At 62.2% G+C, this 17,422-nt stretch carries 16 protein-coding genes and 1 other RNA gene; 14 read left to right on the top strand and 3 right to left on the bottom strand.

Annotation, left to right across the window (positions count from 1 at the left end; all coding sequences use genetic code 11):
* Positions 1–24: 24 nt before the first annotated feature.
* From ssrA to AUJ55_01040, 9 genes are all read left to right on the top strand, one after another.
* Positions 25–373, top strand: a transfer-messenger RNA (tmRNA) gene (ssrA, locus tag AUJ55_01080).
* Between the two features lie 1,086 nt (positions 374–1,459).
* Positions 1,460–1,750 carry a DNA polymerase subunit beta gene (locus AUJ55_01075; GenBank protein OIO61152.1) on the top strand — a complete coding sequence of 97 codons (291 nt, stop codon included), beginning with the start codon at positions 1,460–1,462 and terminating at the stop codon, positions 1,748–1,750.
* A gap of 335 nt (positions 1,751–2,085) precedes the next feature.
* Positions 2,086–2,415 (top strand): hypothetical protein, encoded by a 330-nt coding sequence (locus AUJ55_01070; GenBank protein OIO61151.1) that lies wholly within the window; start codon positions 2,086–2,088, stop codon positions 2,413–2,415.
* Positions 2,412–2,639, top strand: coding sequence for a transcriptional regulator (locus AUJ55_01065; GenBank protein OIO61186.1), 228 nt, complete (start codon positions 2,412–2,414; stop codon positions 2,637–2,639). Before AUJ55_01070 ends, AUJ55_01065 begins: the two co-directional genes overlap by 4 nt.
* A gap of 1 nt (position 2,640) precedes the next feature.
* Entirely contained in the window at positions 2,641–4,749 is a 2,109-nt protein-coding gene (locus AUJ55_01060) for a hypothetical protein (protein ID OIO61150.1), read from the top strand.
* Between the two features lie 290 nt (positions 4,750–5,039).
* Complete coding sequence (locus tag AUJ55_01055; GenBank protein ID OIO61149.1) at positions 5,040–6,152, top strand: hypothetical protein; 1,113 nt, start codon at positions 5,040–5,042, stop codon at positions 6,150–6,152.
* Positions 6,149–7,756 (top strand): hypothetical protein, encoded by a 1,608-nt coding sequence (locus tag AUJ55_01050; GenBank protein ID OIO61148.1) that lies wholly within the window; start codon positions 6,149–6,151, stop codon positions 7,754–7,756. The genes AUJ55_01055 and AUJ55_01050 overlap by 4 nt, the downstream gene beginning before the upstream one ends.
* A 2-nt stretch (positions 7,757–7,758) precedes the next feature.
* Positions 7,759–8,841, top strand: coding sequence for a restriction endonuclease (locus AUJ55_01045; GenBank protein OIO61185.1), 1,083 nt, complete (start codon positions 7,759–7,761; stop codon positions 8,839–8,841).
* Complete coding sequence (locus AUJ55_01040) at positions 8,838–9,284, top strand: hypothetical protein (GenBank protein ID OIO61147.1); 447 nt, start codon at positions 8,838–8,840, stop codon at positions 9,282–9,284. Before AUJ55_01045 ends, AUJ55_01040 begins: the two co-directional genes overlap by 4 nt.
* A 229-nt stretch (positions 9,285–9,513) precedes the next feature.
* Here the strand turns inward: AUJ55_01040 and AUJ55_01035 are convergent, their stop codons facing one another.
* Positions 9,514–10,092 carry a hypothetical protein gene (locus AUJ55_01035; GenBank protein OIO61146.1) on the bottom strand — a complete coding sequence of 193 codons (579 nt, stop codon included), beginning with the start codon at positions 10,090–10,092 and terminating at the stop codon, positions 9,514–9,516.
* Positions 10,093–10,239: 147 nt separating this feature from the next.
* Between AUJ55_01035 and AUJ55_01030 the strand changes: the two genes are divergently transcribed.
* The 5 genes from AUJ55_01030 to AUJ55_01010 all read left to right on the top strand — a co-directional run bounded on the left by AUJ55_01030 (position 10,240) and on the right by AUJ55_01010 (position 15,443).
* Positions 10,240–10,851, top strand: a complete 612-nt coding sequence (locus AUJ55_01030; protein ID OIO61145.1) for a 2-keto-4-pentenoate hydratase — start codon at positions 10,240–10,242, stop codon at positions 10,849–10,851.
* Between the two features lie 81 nt (positions 10,852–10,932).
* Complete coding sequence (locus AUJ55_01025; GenBank protein OIO61144.1) at positions 10,933–11,466, top strand: hypothetical protein; 534 nt, start codon at positions 10,933–10,935, stop codon at positions 11,464–11,466.
* An 80-nt stretch (positions 11,467–11,546) separates the two neighbouring features.
* Positions 11,547–13,181 (top strand): hypothetical protein, encoded by a 1,635-nt coding sequence (locus AUJ55_01020; GenBank protein OIO61143.1) that lies wholly within the window; start codon positions 11,547–11,549, stop codon positions 13,179–13,181.
* Between the two features lie 647 nt (positions 13,182–13,828).
* Entirely contained in the window at positions 13,829–14,605 is a 777-nt protein-coding gene (locus tag AUJ55_01015) for a hypothetical protein (protein OIO61142.1), read from the top strand.
* Between the two features lie 10 nt (positions 14,606–14,615).
* The gene (locus AUJ55_01010; GenBank protein OIO61141.1) at positions 14,616–15,443 is read left to right on the top strand and encodes a hypothetical protein; all 828 of its coding nucleotides are present in this window, start codon (positions 14,616–14,618) and stop codon (positions 15,441–15,443) included.
* A gap of 5 nt (positions 15,444–15,448) precedes the next feature.
* Here AUJ55_01010 and AUJ55_01005 read toward each other — a convergent pair whose 3' ends face one another.
* Positions 15,449–16,591, bottom strand: a complete 1,143-nt coding sequence (locus tag AUJ55_01005) for a hypothetical protein (protein OIO61140.1) — start codon at positions 16,589–16,591, stop codon at positions 15,449–15,451.
* A 114-nt stretch (positions 16,592–16,705) separates the two neighbouring features.
* Complete coding sequence (locus AUJ55_01000) at positions 16,706–17,341, bottom strand: hypothetical protein (protein OIO61139.1); 636 nt, start codon at positions 17,339–17,341, stop codon at positions 16,706–16,708.
* Positions 17,342–17,422: the final 81 nt, after the last annotated feature.

Below are 17,422 nucleotides of genomic sequence, written 5' to 3'. Positions count from 1 at the left end.
CTGCCGCCTCAACAGGGCCAATACGGGGGTGTCACGGTTTCGACGGAAGGCGTGAAAGGTTTGGTTGCATGCCGTGGTCTTGGATCCACGTAAAAAGCCAAGAAAAAACATAGTCGCCAACGACGACATCGCGCTGGCCGCCGCTTAATGCGGCCTCGAACCCAACTCCGAGCATCGGGGGGTTGGGACCTCGATCATCCACCGCTGCTGGATTTCAGGCATGTCCGGGGCCTGCAATCGAGATTAACTGGACTCCCCGGTTGCGAACCCCGTCGGTGGGGGTCAATGCCGGTAAATCAAATCACCGACTAAGCATGTAGAGACCGGCTTGGATCACTTTCGGACGCGGGTTCGACTCCCGCCACCTCCACCAATTAGCCCGGATCTTCATGAATTGCCTTGATGATGGCGACGGGCCTTGGTCGCAATAGGGCTTTTGTGAGTGCGCGGCGTAGCAGTGCATACGCCCAAACGAACAAAAGATCCTAGTGCGGCTAAGGAACAAGCCAGGGCAAGAGCAAATTCATGAAGATCCGGGCGAAAACAAAACCCCGCAGGGCCTTTGGGCCTTGCGGGGTTTTTTGTTTTTTCTGCGTATGGCCAGCGCCTTACGCCGCTTTGCGTACAGCAGGGGTTCGGCGACGGGGTCGCCTCCTACGTGAGGGTGGACCGAAGTCTGCGAACGGTTGGCCCGGAAGCGCCGATGAATTCAACCCGAACGCCCCCGCGAGCGTCCCCCCCTTGTTCAAGGGGGGATAGGGGGGATTTACAGGCGCTTCAATGGCGGAGTTTTGCCGTGAATCAGCGCCTTCTTAGGGAAACGCTGATTAAAGGCTCCTGCCTTGAATCAGCACGCTTCGCAAAAAACGTGGTTTTTGCTTCGCTTTCAAAATCAGTCACTTACGTTCCTGATTTTGGCGGCCCATCCCTGGGTCGCTCGGAAGCGCGAATAAATCAGCGCCTCCTTAGGCGAGTCCCGTAGGGATGCTGCCGCGCCAACGGGGCACAAATCCCTCATATCCCGCTTACTCCTTCGCCTCAAAGTCCCCCGCACTGCGCTTATCGTCCCGACTTCGCGTCCTGCTGCCAGCCTTACGACTGTCCCCTCCAACCATCTATGCCTCCGGGTTTTTCCCCGTCCTCCGCACCTTGTCCGGAGTTCTGCATTTTTTCCTGCAACCGCTGCTCGGCAGGATCAAAGGCGAACTGGTTGATGCTTTTCATGATTCCGTCAAACCGGGCGTTGATGTCCATGGCCGGTCGCTCCTCGTTGTGGGTTCTGGTTGCTTCCCCGATTAACGTACCGGAGCAGTTTTAAATCTGTCGGGACTCCCGCAAATTTGGAGCTGCACGTGGCATAGCGGATGTTATATTGCCGGATGGTTGTTAATGGTCTTCGTGCGCCCGCGTATGGGGCGCTCAAGGCCAGGTGATGAACCAGATGATTGGAGGCTGAGCGATGAACAGACAACGTGCTCTTGACCTGCTGAGCCGCAGCAAGCCGGAGTTGCAGGCCCGTTTCGGCGTGACGCGGCTGGCCCTGTTCGGCTCCACCGCCCGCGATACGGCGAGCAGAGACAGTGATGTCGATGTGCTGGTGGCCTTCGACGGTCCGGCCACCTCCAAGCGCTATTTCGGCGTGCAGTTCTACCTGAAGGACCTGCTCGGCTGTCCGGTCGATCTGGTCACCGAAAAGGCCCTGCGGCCGGAGTTGCGCGCCTATATTGAACAGGAGCAGGTCAATGTCTGAGATGGCCTCACGCGAAGACGCGAAGAGATATCGAGGAAGTCGGCGGGATCGTGGTCGATGTGGCGCTGCAACTGCATCGGAATACTGGGCTGGGGCTGTTGGAATCGGTCTATGAGGCGGTACTGGCCAAAATATTCAACAGAACAGCGAGGGCTGTCGGTTGAGCGGCAAAAGTCGGTTCATCTCAAACAGCTTCTGACCTACCTGCGCGAATGAATCTGCCCCTCGGGCTGCCCATCAACTTCGGCGCACCGCTCCTGAAAGACGGCCTCCAACGCGTCGTCAACAAACACACCAATTTCGCGTCTTCGAGCGCATCAACAGGGGGAACAGCCATGAAACCCGGCAGCGTCAAAATCGTCGACCGCCTCTCCGCCGTCGAGGCGATCAAGCGTTTGGACGAAGAGGATCTGCTCTTTCTCAACCGGCTGATCGTCGAGCGGCTCAATCTCATCTCCCAGGCCCGCGCCACCACGCTGATGACCAGCTTCACCAGAGGCGACCGGGTCGGTTTTCAGGCCCCAGACGGCCGGATGCTGGAAGGCACCGTGCTGCGCTTCAACAAGAAGACCATCAGCATCGCCACCGACGACGGCCACCAGTGGAACGTCGCGCCCGGCCTGCTGCGCCTGGTTCAATCAGCGCGAGACGTCCAATGGCCATGATCCGCCAGCCCGAAAACTTTCCGGCCACGGTCAAGGAGGTGCGGCGGCAGCTGGCGCTCTCCCAGGAGGAACTGGCCCACGCCCTGGGGGTGAGCTTCGCCACGGTCAATCGTTGGGAAAATGGGAAGACGGTGCCTTCGAAGCTGGCTCAGCGGCAGTTCAAGAAGTTTTGTGAAGAAAAGAAGATCAGCCAGACAGGGCTGTATGAAATGAAGGGGAATTGAGATGACCACGGACACCCAGGACTTGTTGCAACGTGCTTTCGCGGACGGCCACCTGCAACTCATCACCAGCGGCAAGACCGAGAAGATCCGCTACGTGGCAGTGAATGTCTCCGAGAAGTGGAGCGATCCAGAAGAGAAGGTACGAGCCGCCTACTACGCCGAGTTGATCTATCGGTATGGGTATCAGCCTGAGTGCATCGGCGTGGAGGTGACGGTTCCCGACCGCACTCCGGTGGACCGCGCCGATCTGGTGGTATTCCGTGACAAGGAGCGCACCAAGCCCTTCGGCGTGATCGAGTGCAAGCGTGACGGCGTTTCCGATACCGAGTTCAAGCAGGCCGTGGAGCAGGCCTTCGGCAACGGCCACGCCCATAAATTTCGCGCCGTGTACATCGGCGTCATCGCTGGCCAGACCCGCGCCTTCTACGACTGTTCCGACAAGTTCGGCGCGCTGGAGCGCGAAGCGAACATCGTTGCCGACCTGCCGATCCAGTACGGTAAGCCGGAGGAGTTCAAATACTACAAGAGCGCCTTCCCCAAGCCGGACATCGGCGCAGTCAGTCGCGACGACCTGATCAAGACCATCCGCAAGTGTCATCAAACCCTATGGGGCGGCGGCCGCCTCTCGCCACCCATGGCTTTTGGTGAGTTGACCAAGCTGATCTTCCTGAAGACACGCGACGAGAAGAAGCCGCGTAAAAAGTGTCAGCCCTACGAGTTCCAGATCAAAACCAACGAAACGCCGCAACGTCTGGCCAACCGCATCAAGGCCATGTACGCCATCGAGCGCCAGAACGAGCCGGACGTTTTCAACGACGACATCAAGATCGACGACACCACCCTGAAAAACGTGGTGCTCCACCTTGAAGGCGTCAATCTCACCGCCACCGACCTGGACACCAAAGGCGTCGCCTTCGAGCAGTTCATGGACGGTTTTTTCAAAGGCGACTTCGGCCAGTACTTCACGCCGCGCAATATCATCGCCTTCGCCACCCAAATGCTCGACATCAAGGCCGAGGATTTCGTGATTGACCCGGCTTGCGGCTCCGGCGGCTTCCTGCTGCACGCCCTCGACCATGTGCGCAAGTTGGCGGGCGAGTACTACGAGGAGGACAGCAAGGAGCACTTCGACTACTGGCACAGCTTTGCTGAAAAGCGCCTGTATGGTGTGGAGATCAACGAGGAGATCGCCCGCGTCGCCAAGATGAACATGATCGTCCACGACGACGGCCATACCAACATCATCGGCAACGACGCACTGGAACCGCTGCCGAATATCGCCCGCAAGAACCAAGGGATGTTTGACATCCTCGGCCTCTACCGGGAGACGGTCATTAACGAAGAGACCGGCAAGCCCGAAGAGGTCATCAAGCGGGACGAGAGCAAGGGCTTCGACAAGATCCCCACCAATCCCCCCTTTGGCGCGGTCATCAAGGACGAGCTGCACAGCTACCTTTCCAGCTATGAACTCTCCCGCTATGTCGCCAAGGGCGGCGGCAAGGACGAGGACGAGGACGACGACGAAGACACCAATGCCGACTACAAGGCGGGCAAGAAGGCGGTCAAGCAGCGCTCCAGCGTCAAGACCGAAATCATCTACTGCGAACGGGTCTGGCAACTGCTGAAACCGGGCGGCCAGGCCGGTGTGGTGTTGCCCGACGGCCTCTTGACCAACGCCAGCCTGCAAGGGGTGCGTGACTGGATACTGGAGCGCTTCAAGGTGCTGGCCGTGGTCAGCCTGCCGCAATTCGCCTTCGCCCACTTCGGCGCGGGGGTGAAGTCAAGCGTGGTGTTTCTGGAGAAACGCCAGCCCAACGTGCCCGCCTCGGACGACGAGGCCATCTTCATGGCCATGGCCGAGAACATCGGCTACGACGCCACCGGCCGCACCACCTACCAGGTGGAGATGCTGGACGAGACGCCGGAACAGTCGCGCACCGAGCGCCAGCGCAGCGATCTGTTCGACTGGCAGGTGGCTTTCGACTGGGTGCCCGGCGAGGGCAAAAAGCCCGGCCACTGGTCCGAGCGCCATCGCCATGTCATCCCCGGCAGCGGTCTATTGGGCCAATACGCCGTCTTCAAGCGAGACCCAGAACCTTTTTTCGTCTAGCCCCCGTCCCCACAGGGCAGCCAGTCTGCTTTGCGGTGCGGCGGGGGGAGCTGCCAGACGAGCGTCTCGATCCTGGATTTGTGCGCAACTCAAAGAAGCAAAACTACGCATATCCGAAACGTAGCCTCGCAACCTTAGTTTCCGAAGAGCCGTGTTATGGCACTTCAGCAAGTGCCGTCGAACGCACAAGTGATGATCAGCCTCGTTATATCCGCATCACAGACTATGGTGATGACGGAATCACACTGCCCCATGAGTTTGTTGCCGCCGAAAAGTGGGCTGACAAACATTTGCTTTCAAAAGGTGATCTGCTGTTTGCCCGAAGCGGAGCGACGGTTGGCAAGACCTATCTGCACGATGTTCGCTTTGATCCGGCTGTCTTCGCTGGATACTGCATACGGTTTCGTTTCAACAACGAGGTACTTCCTGAATTCGTTTGCGGATTTACGAAAACAGATGCCTATGCGTCATGGGTTGGTGCAATTCAACGTCCGGCAGGACAACCGAATATCAACAAAGAGGAATTCAAATCCCTAGAAATCCCCCTCCCACCCCTCGACATCCAGCGCCGCCTGGTGGCCGAACTCGACGCCGCCCGCGCCGAGCGCGACCGCGCCCTGGCGGAGGCGGAGCGGTTGCTTAAATCGATTGATAAATATGTGCTCGCGGAACTAGCGATTCTTCCGGAATCGGATGGTCGCCGGGTCTTTGCTGTTCGGCTGAATCAGGTAAAACCCAGGCTCGATGCCGATTATCACAGCCCTTATTTTCAGCGGCTCCGCCGCGCCAGCGAGCAGTCAAAACATGCCACGCGGAATCTCGGTGACTTGGCGGTGTTCATGCGTTCCGGTTTTGCTGCTGGTCGGCAGGACCAGGCACGTGGAGATGAAGCCGCCGTGCCACACTTGCGGCCACTCAATTTGAATGCGTGGGGCGAGCTATCCATCGCCGAGACCAAGAGCGTTCCGGCATCAAGGGTCAAAGAGGATGATTATTTGACTCAAGGCGAAGTGTTGTTCAATAACACCAACTCCGCCGAATGGGTGGGTAAGACAGCCGTCTTCGATTTGGAGACGCCCTGCGCTTGTTCCAACCACATGACCCGCATTGCATTGAAACCGGGCATCGAGCCTTATTTTGTCGCCGCGCTGCTGAATGCGTTTCGCGGTATCGGTTATTTCTCCGCGTTAAGCACCTTCTTCAACAACCAGGCAGGCATTAACACCAGCACTTTGGCCGAACTGCGCGTTCCCGTGCCTGATGCCGACACGCAACAAACCATTGCCCGCGAAGTTGTGGACAGAAAAGACAAAGCGCGGCGGTTGCAGGCCCACGCCGAAACCGTCTGGCGCAAGGCCCGCGAGTGTTTCGAGCAACAATTGTTGCAGGGAGGCAAGGCATGATCCTCTCCGGCATCCTGCACACCTCCTTGGGCGGCTTCACGGTGATCCGGGGCGTTGCGCCGCTGGGCGATCTGGCCCGCTGTTCCGAGTTCAACGCCGAGTATCAGCGCAACCTGATCGACACCCACAAGGCGGAGATCGAGCGCTTTCTCGACGACCGGCAATATCTCTTCTTCCCCGAGGTGATCCTGTCGGCCTCGCTGCAATTCGACTTCAACGCCTACAAGGGCAAGCGCAGCATCGCCCCCATCGCCGACATCCTTTCCGGCACCGGCTTTGCCTCCAACGTCAACGGCCTGAGCGTGAAGACGGTCACCACCAAGCTGCCGAAGGCGCTGGAGACGGTGGGCGGGGCCAACGCGCCGCAACTGGCCTATCTGAGCCTGCCAGATGACAAGATTGAAAGCGGCCTGAAGCTGTTCCGCATCGACGGCAACCACCGCCTGAGCGCCGCCAACCACGCCAGCCCGGGTGAGGCCAACTACAACCTACCCACGCCGTTCTGCATCGTGCTGCACGATGACGCCACGCAGGCCCAACGCTTCGAGAAGGTGGTGTTCCACAACATCAACGCCAAACAGATCCCGCTCACCTCCGAGGAGAATCTGCGGCTGATTTTAGAAGATGGCGACGGCAGCCTGTTCGACGACACAACCCTGCTCGAAAGCCCTAGCTTCGGCCCGGCCTATTATCTGGCCCGCAAGCTGCTGGCCGAGATCGACGACCGCTATCTGGCCGCTCTGGCGGAGCCCCTGAAGAACCGCCGCTCCCTGGCGTTGGGATGGACGCAGTTTCTCATGGGGCGCGACGAGGCGGTCAGTCAGGCCAAGGATGCCGCCGCGCTCGATGCGCAGGTGCCGCGCCTGCGCGACGCGGTTCAGCAGGTCAACGGGTTGTATCGCGAACGCCCGAAGCTGGCGGCAAACGGCTGCCACGGGGTGCTGGTGGCCTTTCTCTATTTCGCCCTGTACAACGAGGGGCGGCAGCTTGCCGCCTTCGCCCGCTGGGTGACCAGCAACCGCATCGACCATCTCGCCCCGGTCACCACCACGCAGGGGCTTGGTTACCACTACCACCTGGGCCGCGTTCAGGCGGTGGACGCCGCCAGCCTGGTGAGCGTGTTCGACAGCATCCTCACCGCCCGGCACCGGGAGATCTTCATCTCCATGGCCTTTCGCAAGGAGAGCGAAGAGACCTACAAGACGATTCAGAAGACCGTTCAGCAAATCAACGACAAACACCAGCTCGATATCCGCCTGCGGGAGATCCGCATCGATCAGTTCAATAAGGGCCACAGCTACACCATCGACGACGAAATCCTCAAGGTGATCGAAGGCTCGGGCCTGTTGATTGCCGATCTCACCTTCGGCAACCGCAACGTCTACCACGAGATCGGTTATTTGATGGGGCTCAATCGTGGCAAGGGGCTGGAGCAGGATAATTTCATCCTCATTGCCGACAAAAAAGCGCGCGGCGACGAGTTGGAAAGCGACATCGGTTTCAACCTCAAAAGCTGGCAGCAACTGCGCTTTGAAAGCACCCGGCAACTGGAGGAAGGGCTGACCGAATCGTTGGAAACCTATTACCAGTTGAGTGGGGCGTGATCATGGGCAGAGACATCAAAGCGGCCGCCATCCAGGTGTTGCAACAGGCCGGAACGGCTCTGCACGCTAGGGACATCACCGAGAGGATCATGGCCGCCGGTCTCTGGCAGTCCGGCGGCAAGACCCCAGATGCCACCGTCAGCGCCCGGCTCTACTCCGACATCAAGAACAACGGTGAGAAGTCGCCCTTTGTAAAGGTCGGCCCTCAGACCTTCGCGCTGCGGGATTCCGCTGAAATACCGAGCGGCGCTTGGCCGGCTCCTACGGCCGTCCAAGAGGCGCCAGAACCCACCCCTGCAAGCGCTGGTTTTTCGTTCACCGATTGCGCGCAGAAAGTGCTTGAGGAGTTCGGCGACAAGAAACCGATGCACTACAAGGAGATTACCGAGAAGGCCCTGCAAAAAGGTTGGCTGGTGACGGGTGGTAAAACGCCCGAGGCCACCATGTACGCCCAGGTGATCACCGAGATCAAGCGCCAGCAGAAACGCGGTGAGCGGCCCCGCTTCGTTCAGCACGGCCGAGGCTATGTGGGCCTGAGCCAATGGATGGGGCGCGGTTTGGCGTTTCAAATCGAGCAGCACAATCAGCAGGTCCGAAAGGCTCTGCGTGAGCGTCTGCTGGCCATGAACCCCGGCGAGTTCGAGGAGCTTATTTCGCAGTTGCTGGCGGAGATGGGCTTCGAGATGGTCGAGGTAACCAAACTCAGCGGCGACGGCGGCATCGATGTCCGGGGCACCCTGGTGGTGGGCGACGTGGTCCGCATCAAGATGGCCGTCCAGGTCAAGAAGTGGAAGCTCAAGAACAACATCCAGGCCCCGGTGGTACAGCAGGTGCGCGGCAGCCTCGGAGCGCACGAGCAAGGCCTGATCATCACCACAAGCGACTTCAGCCCAGGAGCCGCCAAGGAAGCTGCCCAATCCGACAAGACCCCCATCGCCCTGATGAACGGGGAACAGCTTGTGATGCTGCTGATGGAGCACGGCATCGGCGTCCATCGCTCGACGCCTGATTTGTTTGAAATCGATGAGGATGGGGCAAACGGTCTCAGCAACTCCGACGATAGAAAGAAGGAGGGGCTGAGATGAGCAAGGGCAAAAGTTCAAAGGGGCGCGAAAAAAGGGACATTTCCCTCGTCCGTTCCTCTGCCGCCGAATACCTGACCTTTGTCGCCGCCAGCGGCAGCGGTGGCGTAGAAGCCGTTTATGCCGATGAAAGCATCTGGCTGACCCAAAAGATGATGGGGGTGCTTTATGATGTGGAGACCCACACCATCAACTATCACCTGAAAAAGGTGTTTTCCGACAGTGAGTTACAGGAAGATTCAGTTATTCGAAATTTTCGAATAACTGCCGCCGACGGCAAGAGCTACAACACCCTGCACTACAAGCTCCCCGCCATCATCGCCGTGGGGTACAAGGTCAACTCCGAACGGGCCGTGCAGTTTCGCAAATGGGCCACCACCGGCAGCCCTCACTCGGACCGAGGGGGGCGATTACCCTCTTGGGACTGCGGTGGTGTCGATGCCTGAATCGCCCGATCCAACCGCTCGGCCAACCGCCCCTTGACCTCGACCGGCATCGGCTCGGGGGGGCACTCCTCGCCCCGCTTGAAGACACGGTTCATCAGGGCGAGCTGCCGCTCGAAACGGCGGCAGGCGGCGCAGATCAGCAGGTGGAAGCGCAAACCGAACTTTTCGCGCCTGGTCAAAGGGCGGTCCCACGATTGAGAAACCAGCTCGCTGGCGCGGCGGCAATCGATCATTTCAAACCCTCCTCGGGAAACGTCGCGCCAATTCCTTGGCCTTCAAGGCAGCGCCGTAGCGACAAGCGGGCGCGGTGCAACAGTACGTAGAGGTGATTCGCGTTGACCTCGATTTCCTTACAGACCACCTCGGCCTCCTCCCCCTCCAGGTCGCGCAGGGCGAAGACCAGCTTTTGCCGGGGGGGAAGCCGCTCCATGCAGCGCTCCAGCCAGCTCCAGAACTGGGTCGATTCGGCCAGCTTGCGGGGGTCGCCCCCCCAATCGCCGGGGGGGGTGGCCCAATGGCCGCTGGCGTCGAACCACCCGTCGATCCCATCCTCCCCCGCGTCGATCTCCACGTCGCGCTGGCGGTAGTGGCGACGCAGATGGTCGACCACCTTGTGTTTAAGGATCCCCATCAACCAGCCCCGCTCGGCGGCTTGACCGGTGTAGCGCGCCCGCCCCTGCCAGGCGGCCAGCAGGGTCTCCTGAACGATGTCCTCCGCCGCCTCCCCCACCCTCAGGCGGGCGTAGCGATAGAGCGTGTCGCCGTGCTCATCGAGCCAGCGTTGCGGGTCGAGACCGCTGATGGTCATGAATCCCCCCTTGTGGGCACCCCCAAAAACCTGCGGCGCGACGGTTTTTGAGAGGCCTTCTGTCGTTCCCTCGATGGTGGGGGCAAGGCCGTTGAATTCCCAGCCCGGCGGTGCCGTAATCCCCCTCCCCACCCACAGGAGCGCCCCATGAATACGGTTTCTTTTACCGGCCAACCCATCGCCCCCAGCAAGATCGTCTGCGTCGGGCGCAATTACGCCGCCCACATCGCCGAGCTGGGCAACGAAACCCCGGAAGAGCCGGTGATTTTCGTCAAACCCAACTCGGCCATTGGGGCGCGTCCGCTCGCCAGCACAGCGGACGAGATCCACTACGAGGGGGAGATCGCCTTGTTGATTCAGGGAGGGGCCATCGCCGGGGTCGGCTTCGGTCTCGACCTGACCAAGCGGGCGGTGCAATTGCGGCTCAAAACCAAGGGGCTACCCTGGGAGCGGGCCAAAGGCTTCGACGGAGCGGCGGTTTTTTCCGATTTCGTCCCTTTCGTCGGCGATCTCGATTCCTTACGGCTGGAGCTATGGATCGACGGGGCGCGGGTTCAGGCCGGTGGGGTGGCGCGGATGCTCTTCAAACCCCAGGCGCTGCTGGCGGAGGTGGCGACCTTCATGACCCTGGCCGACGGCGACCTGCTCATGACCGGCACCCCGGAGGGGGTCGGGGCGATTCACACCGGGCAGCAAATGGTAGGAAAGGTGTTTGCGGGGGCGCGACTGTTGGTGGAGGTGGGGTGGACGGTGGGATGACACCTCCCCTGTAAGATCCGGCCCACCCGAGCGACATCACGGTCATCGCTGTTTTTTCCGATCCCCGAAAGGATGACCGCCATGAAGCTCACCCCCGGCACCCCCGCCCCCGATTTCTCGCTCCTCGACCTGGAGGGCAACCCCGTTCAGCTGGCCGATTACCGCGGCAAACGGGTGCTGCTCTCCTTTTACCGTTATGCCTCCTGCCCCTTGTGCAATCTGCGGGTCCATCGGCTGCTCGGTCGAATCGACCACCTCAAAACCCAGGGGCTGCACCTGCTGGCGGTGTATGAATCCTCCCCAACCCAGCTCGGCTACAACGCTGCCCTGACCACCTCCCCCTTCCCGATTCTGGCCGACCCGTCGCGCACGCTGTACCGGCGCTACGGGGTCGATACCTCGATGTGGGGAATGATCAAGGGGATGGCGCGCCACATGGGCACCCTGATGAGCACCATGATGCGCGGCAAGATGCGGGCTGAGGGGGCGATGGCGTCGATTCCTGCCGACTTCCTCATCGAAGCCGATGGCGTCATCGCCGTGGCCTACTACGGTAGCCACATCGCCGACCATTTGCCGATGGAACAAATCGAGGACTGGCTCGGCCAATCCTGATCCATTTGCGGGGGGTGCCCCTGGCGCCCCCCGCCCAGTCGCGGCAAGCTCTTCCGGTCGCTTTCTCCACCGGAGTCTCCATGACTTTTACCTCCATCGGCACCCTCATCGGCGGGTTGGGGCTGTTCCTGCTCGGCATGACCCTGATGACCGACGGCCTGAAACTGGCCGCCGGCGACGCCCTGCGCCGCATTCTGTCGCGCTGGACCGGCACCCCGGTGCGGGGGGTGCTGTCGGGGGTTTTGATTACCTCGATGGTGCAATCCTCCAGCGCGGTGACGGTGGCGACCATCGGCTTCGTCAACGCCGGTTTGCTGACCCTGCTCGGGGCGATGTGGGTGATCTTCGGGGCCAACATCGGCACCACCATGACCGGCTGGCTGGTCGCCCTAATCGGCTTTCATGTCGACATTAAACTCTTTGCCCTGCCCGCCATCGGCGTCGGCATGGCGCTCAAACTCTCGGGGCCGCAACTGCGCCGGGGGGCGATCGGCGAGGCGCTGGCCGGGTTCGGGGTCTTTTTTCTCGGCATCGACATCCTCAAAACCGCCTTCGAAGGGATCGAGGCGGGGATCGACCTGGCCGACCTGGCCGGAGAGGGATTCGGCGCCGAGCTCCTCTTTGTGCTGCTCGGTTTTGCCCTGACGTTGATGATGCAGTCCTCCTCCGCGGCGCTGGCGATCACCCTGACCGCCGTGGCGGGAGGGGTGATTCCGCTGAGTGCGGCGGCGGCAGTGGTGATCGGCGCCAATGTGGGGACCACCTCGACCGCCATCCTGGCGGTGCTGGGCGCGACCCCCAACGCCAAGCGGGCGGCCGCGGCCCATGTCGCCTTCAATCTGCTCACCGGCGCGGTCGCCATCCTCATCCTCCCCTGGTTGTTGGGGGCGATTCTTTGGCTGCGCGAGGGGATGGGGCTGGACGGCTCCCCCGCCACCACCCTGGCGCTCTTCCACACCGCCTTCAATCTGCTCGGGGTGGCGCTGATCTGGCCCCTGGCGCCGCCGTTGGCCCGTTTTCTGGAGCGGCAATTCCGCACCTTTGAAGAGGACGAAGCCAAACCCCGCCACCTCGACACCACCCTGCTCGCCGCCCCCTCGCTGGCCCTCAACGCCTTGGCCCTGGAGCTGCGCCGGGTGGGAGGGATCGCCCATCGCATGGCCCGCGGCGCCTTGAGTTCGGAGCGGGGACCGGGGCCCCGGCTCTCCAGCGACCGAGCGATTTTGGAGCCGCTGCTCGCCGCGGTCGGTCAATACGTCGCCCAGATGCAGCGCGGCGACCTGTCCGATCCGGTGGCGCAGGCGCTGCCTGAAGCGATGCAGGTGGCCCAGTACTTCGCCACCACCGCCGAGCACGCCCAGGAAATTGCCCAAATGCTCACCACCCTGGGGGAGGTCGAGCACCCACAAGTGGTGGAGGCGCTGGCCCGTTTCAAGGGGCAGACTGCGGCGTTGCTGGGCCGTATCGACCCCCAAACCGGCAGCGACGAACCCTTCGACGGCGATGCCGAGATGGCCAAGCTGCGTCAGGGGTACGACGAACTCAAAGGGATGCTGCTCAAGGCGGGGGCGCGGGACGAGCTGCCGGTGCGGCAGATGGTGGGGCTGATCGACCAAGCCGGGCTGGTGCGCCGCATGGGCAAACAGGCGGTCAAGGGGGTGATGGGGTTGCAGCGCTTGCAAAAGGTGGGGATGGCGGAGGGGGCATCGGCTTGACCGATCAGGGCCGCTCGCCGCTGCCGTACCGGTGCCATGCCCCCCTCACATGCCGGGCTTTTTCCCCTCGCCCCCCAGGGGGAGAGGGTCGGGGTGAGGGGGAGCCCCAAGCGGGGAAACCGGTTGAACCGGGCAATGCCCCACCTCGTGTCTCCCTCCATCCAACAACCGGCGTCGTAACCCCGTCACACCAACCCCCACCGTTCCACCCCCATCACACCCCGATCAAATCCCATCCCTATGCTTCGCCCCGCAGTGTTGGAACGTTTCTTGTTAGTACCCCTCGTATAGGGGCAGTGGTGGAATTCACCACAGGCAAATGGAACCACAAAAAGGAGGTAATACCATGGCCATTCCCTTGAAATCGGTTGTATCGCTCTTCGCTGTTCTGTTGGTGCTGGGCACCGCCGCCATCGTGGTGGTCTGAGGCTGGATCCTCCGGCCTCGGCCACCCCGCACTGCCCCGCTCGCCCCATCCCCCACCGGCTGCACCCCCGTCAATCCTGACGTGTCACACTGGGCTCAACGCCAAGTCACAGCCGGTTCAAATCGTCGTCACGCCCCGCTCACATCCCCGTCAATCCCCCATCATGGGGCCCGACCACACTCCCTGGGACTCGAACAACGACGACCCAAGGGAGGCTCCCATGCTGCAAACCTCGATTGCCCTGCACCGCGCCGATCTCATCCCCACCGGCAACGACACCGGCCTCAAGCTGCTCTTTGCCCGCAACCTTGAAGAGGTGCGCGAGGCGCAGCGCCTGCGCTTTCGCATCTTCAACCAGGAATACGGCGCCCACATCGGCAACCCCGCCACCGGGCTCGATACCGACCGCTTCGACCTCTACTGCGAACACCTGCTGGTTTTCGACGAGGAGCGCGATGAGGTGGTTGGTACCTACCGCATGTTGATGCCCGAGGGGGCCAAGCGGCTGGGGGGGTATTACTCCGAGCAGGAGTTCGACCTGAGCGGCCCGATGAGCGCGGGGGGACGGGTGATGGAGCTGGGGCGGTCGTGTGTTCATCCCGACTACCGCAACGGCGGCACGATCTCCCTGCTTTGGCACGGCATCGCCGCCGCCATGGAGCGGCACAACATCGACTTCTTGATGGGGTGCGCCAGCGTCCACGAGGAGCGGGGCGACCGGATCGGCGCCCTCTACCAGCGGCTCGGCGGCTATTTGGTCGACCCCGAACACCGGGTCACCCCCCGCCTGGCGGTACCGTTGTTCGATGCCGACGCTCAATGCGAACCGGCCCCCATCCCCCCGCTGCTCAAGGGGTACCTGCGCACCGGGGCCAAGATCGGCGGCGCACCGGCTTGGGATCCCGAGTTCGGCAGCAGCGATTTCTTCATCTGGCTCGGGGCGGGGTGGATCTCGTCGCGCTACCGCAAGCACTACTGCCAGACGACTTTGAGCTAAGGGGGGTCTCATGACCGTTGCCTTGCGCCGTACCAGCCGCCTGCTCCGCCTGACCAGCCACATCCTGGCCAGCCTCCCCATCGCCCTGTTTTTCGCCTGGCAACGCCGCCAGGGCCATTTGCACCAGAGCTCCCTGCGCCCCGCCATGGAATGGTGGTTTCGCGGCATATTGCGGGCGCTTGAGATCCGCATCGAGCTGCACGGCGCCCCACTCGACCGCCCCCACCTGTGCGTGGCCAATCATGTGTCGTGGCTCGACATCATGGCGCTGGGGGCGATGCGTGAAGGAAGGTTTCTGGCCAAAGAGGAGGTCGCCGCCTGGCCCCTGTTCGGTTGGCTGGCACGGGTGACCGGCACCCTGTTTGTTAAGCGGGGGAGCGCCCGTGAGGCGCGGGCCTCGATGCAGGGGATCGCCGATCGGCTCGCAGCCGGGGAGTCGGTGCTGCTCTTCCCCGAGGGGACCACCACCCAGGGCGACCGGGTCGCCCCCTTTCATGCCGGAATGCTGGAGGCGGCCAGCCTTGCCGGACGCCCGATCCAGCCGGTGGCACTGAGCTACCTGGACGAGCGCCGCAACCCCTCCCAGGTCGCCCCTTTCGTGGGGGAAGAGGGATTGGGGAGCCACATCTGGCGGCTGCTGGAGCTGCCCGAATTGACCGTGCGCCTGCACTATCTGCCCCCCATCCCCGGTTCGGTTTCAAGGCGGGAGGCGGCTGCGCTCAGCCACAAGGTGATCGCGGCGGCGGTGCGCAACGATTGGGCGGGATGGCGGGGGGTTGAGGTGGTGGAACGGGATGAAAGTCAGGGGGATTGGGTGGTGGCTGGGGTGGCGGGGTAACCCTTCTAAAACAACCTTCCCTGCCCCACCTGATTCAAAGGCACCACCTCGACCTGGGGGCTCAAGGGGTAACGCACCGCCCCTGGGTACACCACCGCGATGTGTTCCAGTTGCACATCCGCTAGGGCGTGGTGCATGGAGGGGGTCAGGCGGGGGGCGTCGCTGCGTTTGAACTCCACCCCCAGCAACCGCCCCCCCTTGCGCAAGACCAGATCGATCTCGGCCCCCTGGTGGGTCGCCCAAAAATAAGCCTCGTCGGGTTGCTCGGCCGCCAGCACCTCCTCCAGCGCAAAACCCTCCCAGGAGGCACCGAGTTTGGGGTGGTTGTACAGGTCGCCGGGCAGGGTGATGCCCAGCAGTTGATGCAGCAGGCCGCTGTCACGGATGTAGATTTTGGGCGCCTTCACCTGCCGCTTGCCGATGTTGGCGTGCCAGGGCTGCAACTGCCGCACCATGAACGCATCGCTCAGAATATCGAGGTAGCGCCGGGTGGTGGTCTGACCAACCCCCAGAGAGCGGGCGGGCTCGGCGGCATTCCAGGTTTGACCGTGGTAGTGGGCCAACATCGACCAAAAGCGCCACAACGCCGTCGCCGGGGTGCGCACCCCCCATTGGGGCAGGTCGCGCTCCAGCAGGGTTTGGATGAAGTTCTTGCGCCACACCTGGCTGGCCTGCTCGTCGGGGGCCAAAAACGCGGGGGGGAAACCGCCACGCAGCCACAGCCGATCTGCCTGATCCCCCCCCACCTCACCCAGCGCAAACCCCCGCAGCGTCAGGGTCTCCATCCGGCCCGCCAGACTTTCCGACGATTGCCGCAAAAGCGCCCCGCTGGCGCTGCCCAACAACAAAAAACGCCCTGCGTACCCCTGACGGTCGGCCAACACCCGCAAAACCGGGAAGAGATCGGGGCGACGCTGCACCTCGTCGATGACCACCAGCCCGGTCAGCCCCGAAAGCGCTGTCATCGGCTCACTCAGGCGGGCCAGCGCCACCGGGTCCTCAAGGTCGAAATAATTCGCCGCACCTTCGGGCAGGAAGGTACGGGCCAGGGTGGTTTTGCCGCACTGACGCGGACCGATCAGCGCCACGATGCGGCTGCGGGCCAAAGCCAGGCGCAGGGCCTCTAGGTAGTGGGAGCGGGGGATCATGGAGGAAATTTACCATGAAAATCGAACATTCATAAGACGATTTTCATGGTGATTTGAGGGTGAGGCGGGGAAGAGGGGCGAAAGGGGGGCGTGCAACAGTGGCCCATCGCAGCGTCACCCCACCCCCCTGAACATCGGCAACACCGCCGCCACCCCGTCGATCACGAACTGCACCGCCACCGCCAGCACGATCAACCCGATCAAACGGCTGACCACGTTGATCCCGGTCTGCCCCAACAGTTTGACCAGCCGCGCCGCCGAACGCAGGCAAACCCAGACGATCAGCGCCACCAACCCCACCGCCGCCAGCAACATCAACGTCCCCTCGGTGCCGGGATGGCGGGAGGTCAGCAGCATGACGGTCGAGACCGCCCCCGGCCCCGCCAGCATGGGGACCGCCAAGGGGGTGATCGAAACGTCGGTTTTCACCACCCCCTCGCGCCGCTCCTCGGGGGTCGATTTGACCCCGGTTTGGGTCGCCTTGAGCAGATCGAGCGCCATGATCCCCACCACCAGCCCCCCGGCGATTTGAAAGGCGGGGATGGTGATCGAGAAAAAGGCGAGGATGGCGGCGCCAAACAGAAGAAAAACCGTCAGCACCCCAAAGACGGTCAGCGCCGCCCGGCGTGCCATGGCGGTCCGCTCGTTGGCGGTGTTGTCAGGGGTCATGGCGGCAAAGAGGGCCGCCCCCGAGAGGGGGTCGATCACCGCGAACAGGGCGATGAGCGATTGTAGAAAAGTGGCGGTCAATGGGGCTTCCTGGTGAAAGACAACATCAAAGGCGGCTCACGCAAAGACGCTAAGAACGACACAAAGGTTGGGGATGGTGCG

It is taken from the genome of Proteobacteria bacterium CG1_02_64_396, assembly GCA_001872725.1.
In the GTDB taxonomy this organism is placed as follows: Bacteria; Pseudomonadota; MNWR01; order CG1-02-64-396; family CG1-02-64-396; genus CG1-02-64-396.
The sequence above is the reverse complement of the archived record's forward strand: the minus strand, read 5'-3'. Positions and strand labels throughout refer to the sequence as shown.

Coding starts and splice junctions, on each gene's coding strand:
- AUJ55_01075 (OIO61152.1), top strand. CDS start 1,460: ATGAACAGACAACGTGCTCTTGACCTGCTGAGCCGCAGCAAGCCGGAG.
- AUJ55_01070 (OIO61151.1), top strand. CDS start 2,086: ATGAAACCCGGCAGCGTCAAAATCGTCGACCGCCTCTCCGCCGTCGAG.
- AUJ55_01065 (OIO61186.1), top strand. CDS start 2,412: ATGATCCGCCAGCCCGAAAACTTTCCGGCCACGGTCAAGGAGGTGCGG.
- AUJ55_01060 (OIO61150.1), top strand. CDS start 2,641: ATGACCACGGACACCCAGGACTTGTTGCAACGTGCTTTCGCGGACGGC.
- AUJ55_01050 (OIO61148.1), top strand. CDS start 6,149: ATGATCCTCTCCGGCATCCTGCACACCTCCTTGGGCGGCTTCACGGTG.
- AUJ55_01045 (OIO61185.1), top strand. CDS start 7,759: ATGGGCAGAGACATCAAAGCGGCCGCCATCCAGGTGTTGCAACAGGCC.
- AUJ55_01040 (OIO61147.1), top strand. CDS start 8,838: ATGAGCAAGGGCAAAAGTTCAAAGGGGCGCGAAAAAAGGGACATTTCC.
- AUJ55_01035 (OIO61146.1), bottom strand. CDS start 10,092: ATGACCATCAGCGGTCTCGACCCGCAACGCTGGCTCGATGAGCACGGC.
- AUJ55_01030 (OIO61145.1), top strand. CDS start 10,240: ATGAATACGGTTTCTTTTACCGGCCAACCCATCGCCCCCAGCAAGATC.
- AUJ55_01025 (OIO61144.1), top strand. CDS start 10,933: ATGAAGCTCACCCCCGGCACCCCCGCCCCCGATTTCTCGCTCCTCGAC.
- AUJ55_01020 (OIO61143.1), top strand. CDS start 11,547: ATGACTTTTACCTCCATCGGCACCCTCATCGGCGGGTTGGGGCTGTTC.
- AUJ55_01015 (OIO61142.1), top strand. CDS start 13,829: ATGCTGCAAACCTCGATTGCCCTGCACCGCGCCGATCTCATCCCCACC.
- AUJ55_01010 (OIO61141.1), top strand. CDS start 14,616: ATGACCGTTGCCTTGCGCCGTACCAGCCGCCTGCTCCGCCTGACCAGC.
- AUJ55_01005 (OIO61140.1), bottom strand. CDS start 16,591: ATGATCCCCCGCTCCCACTACCTAGAGGCCCTGCGCCTGGCTTTGGCC.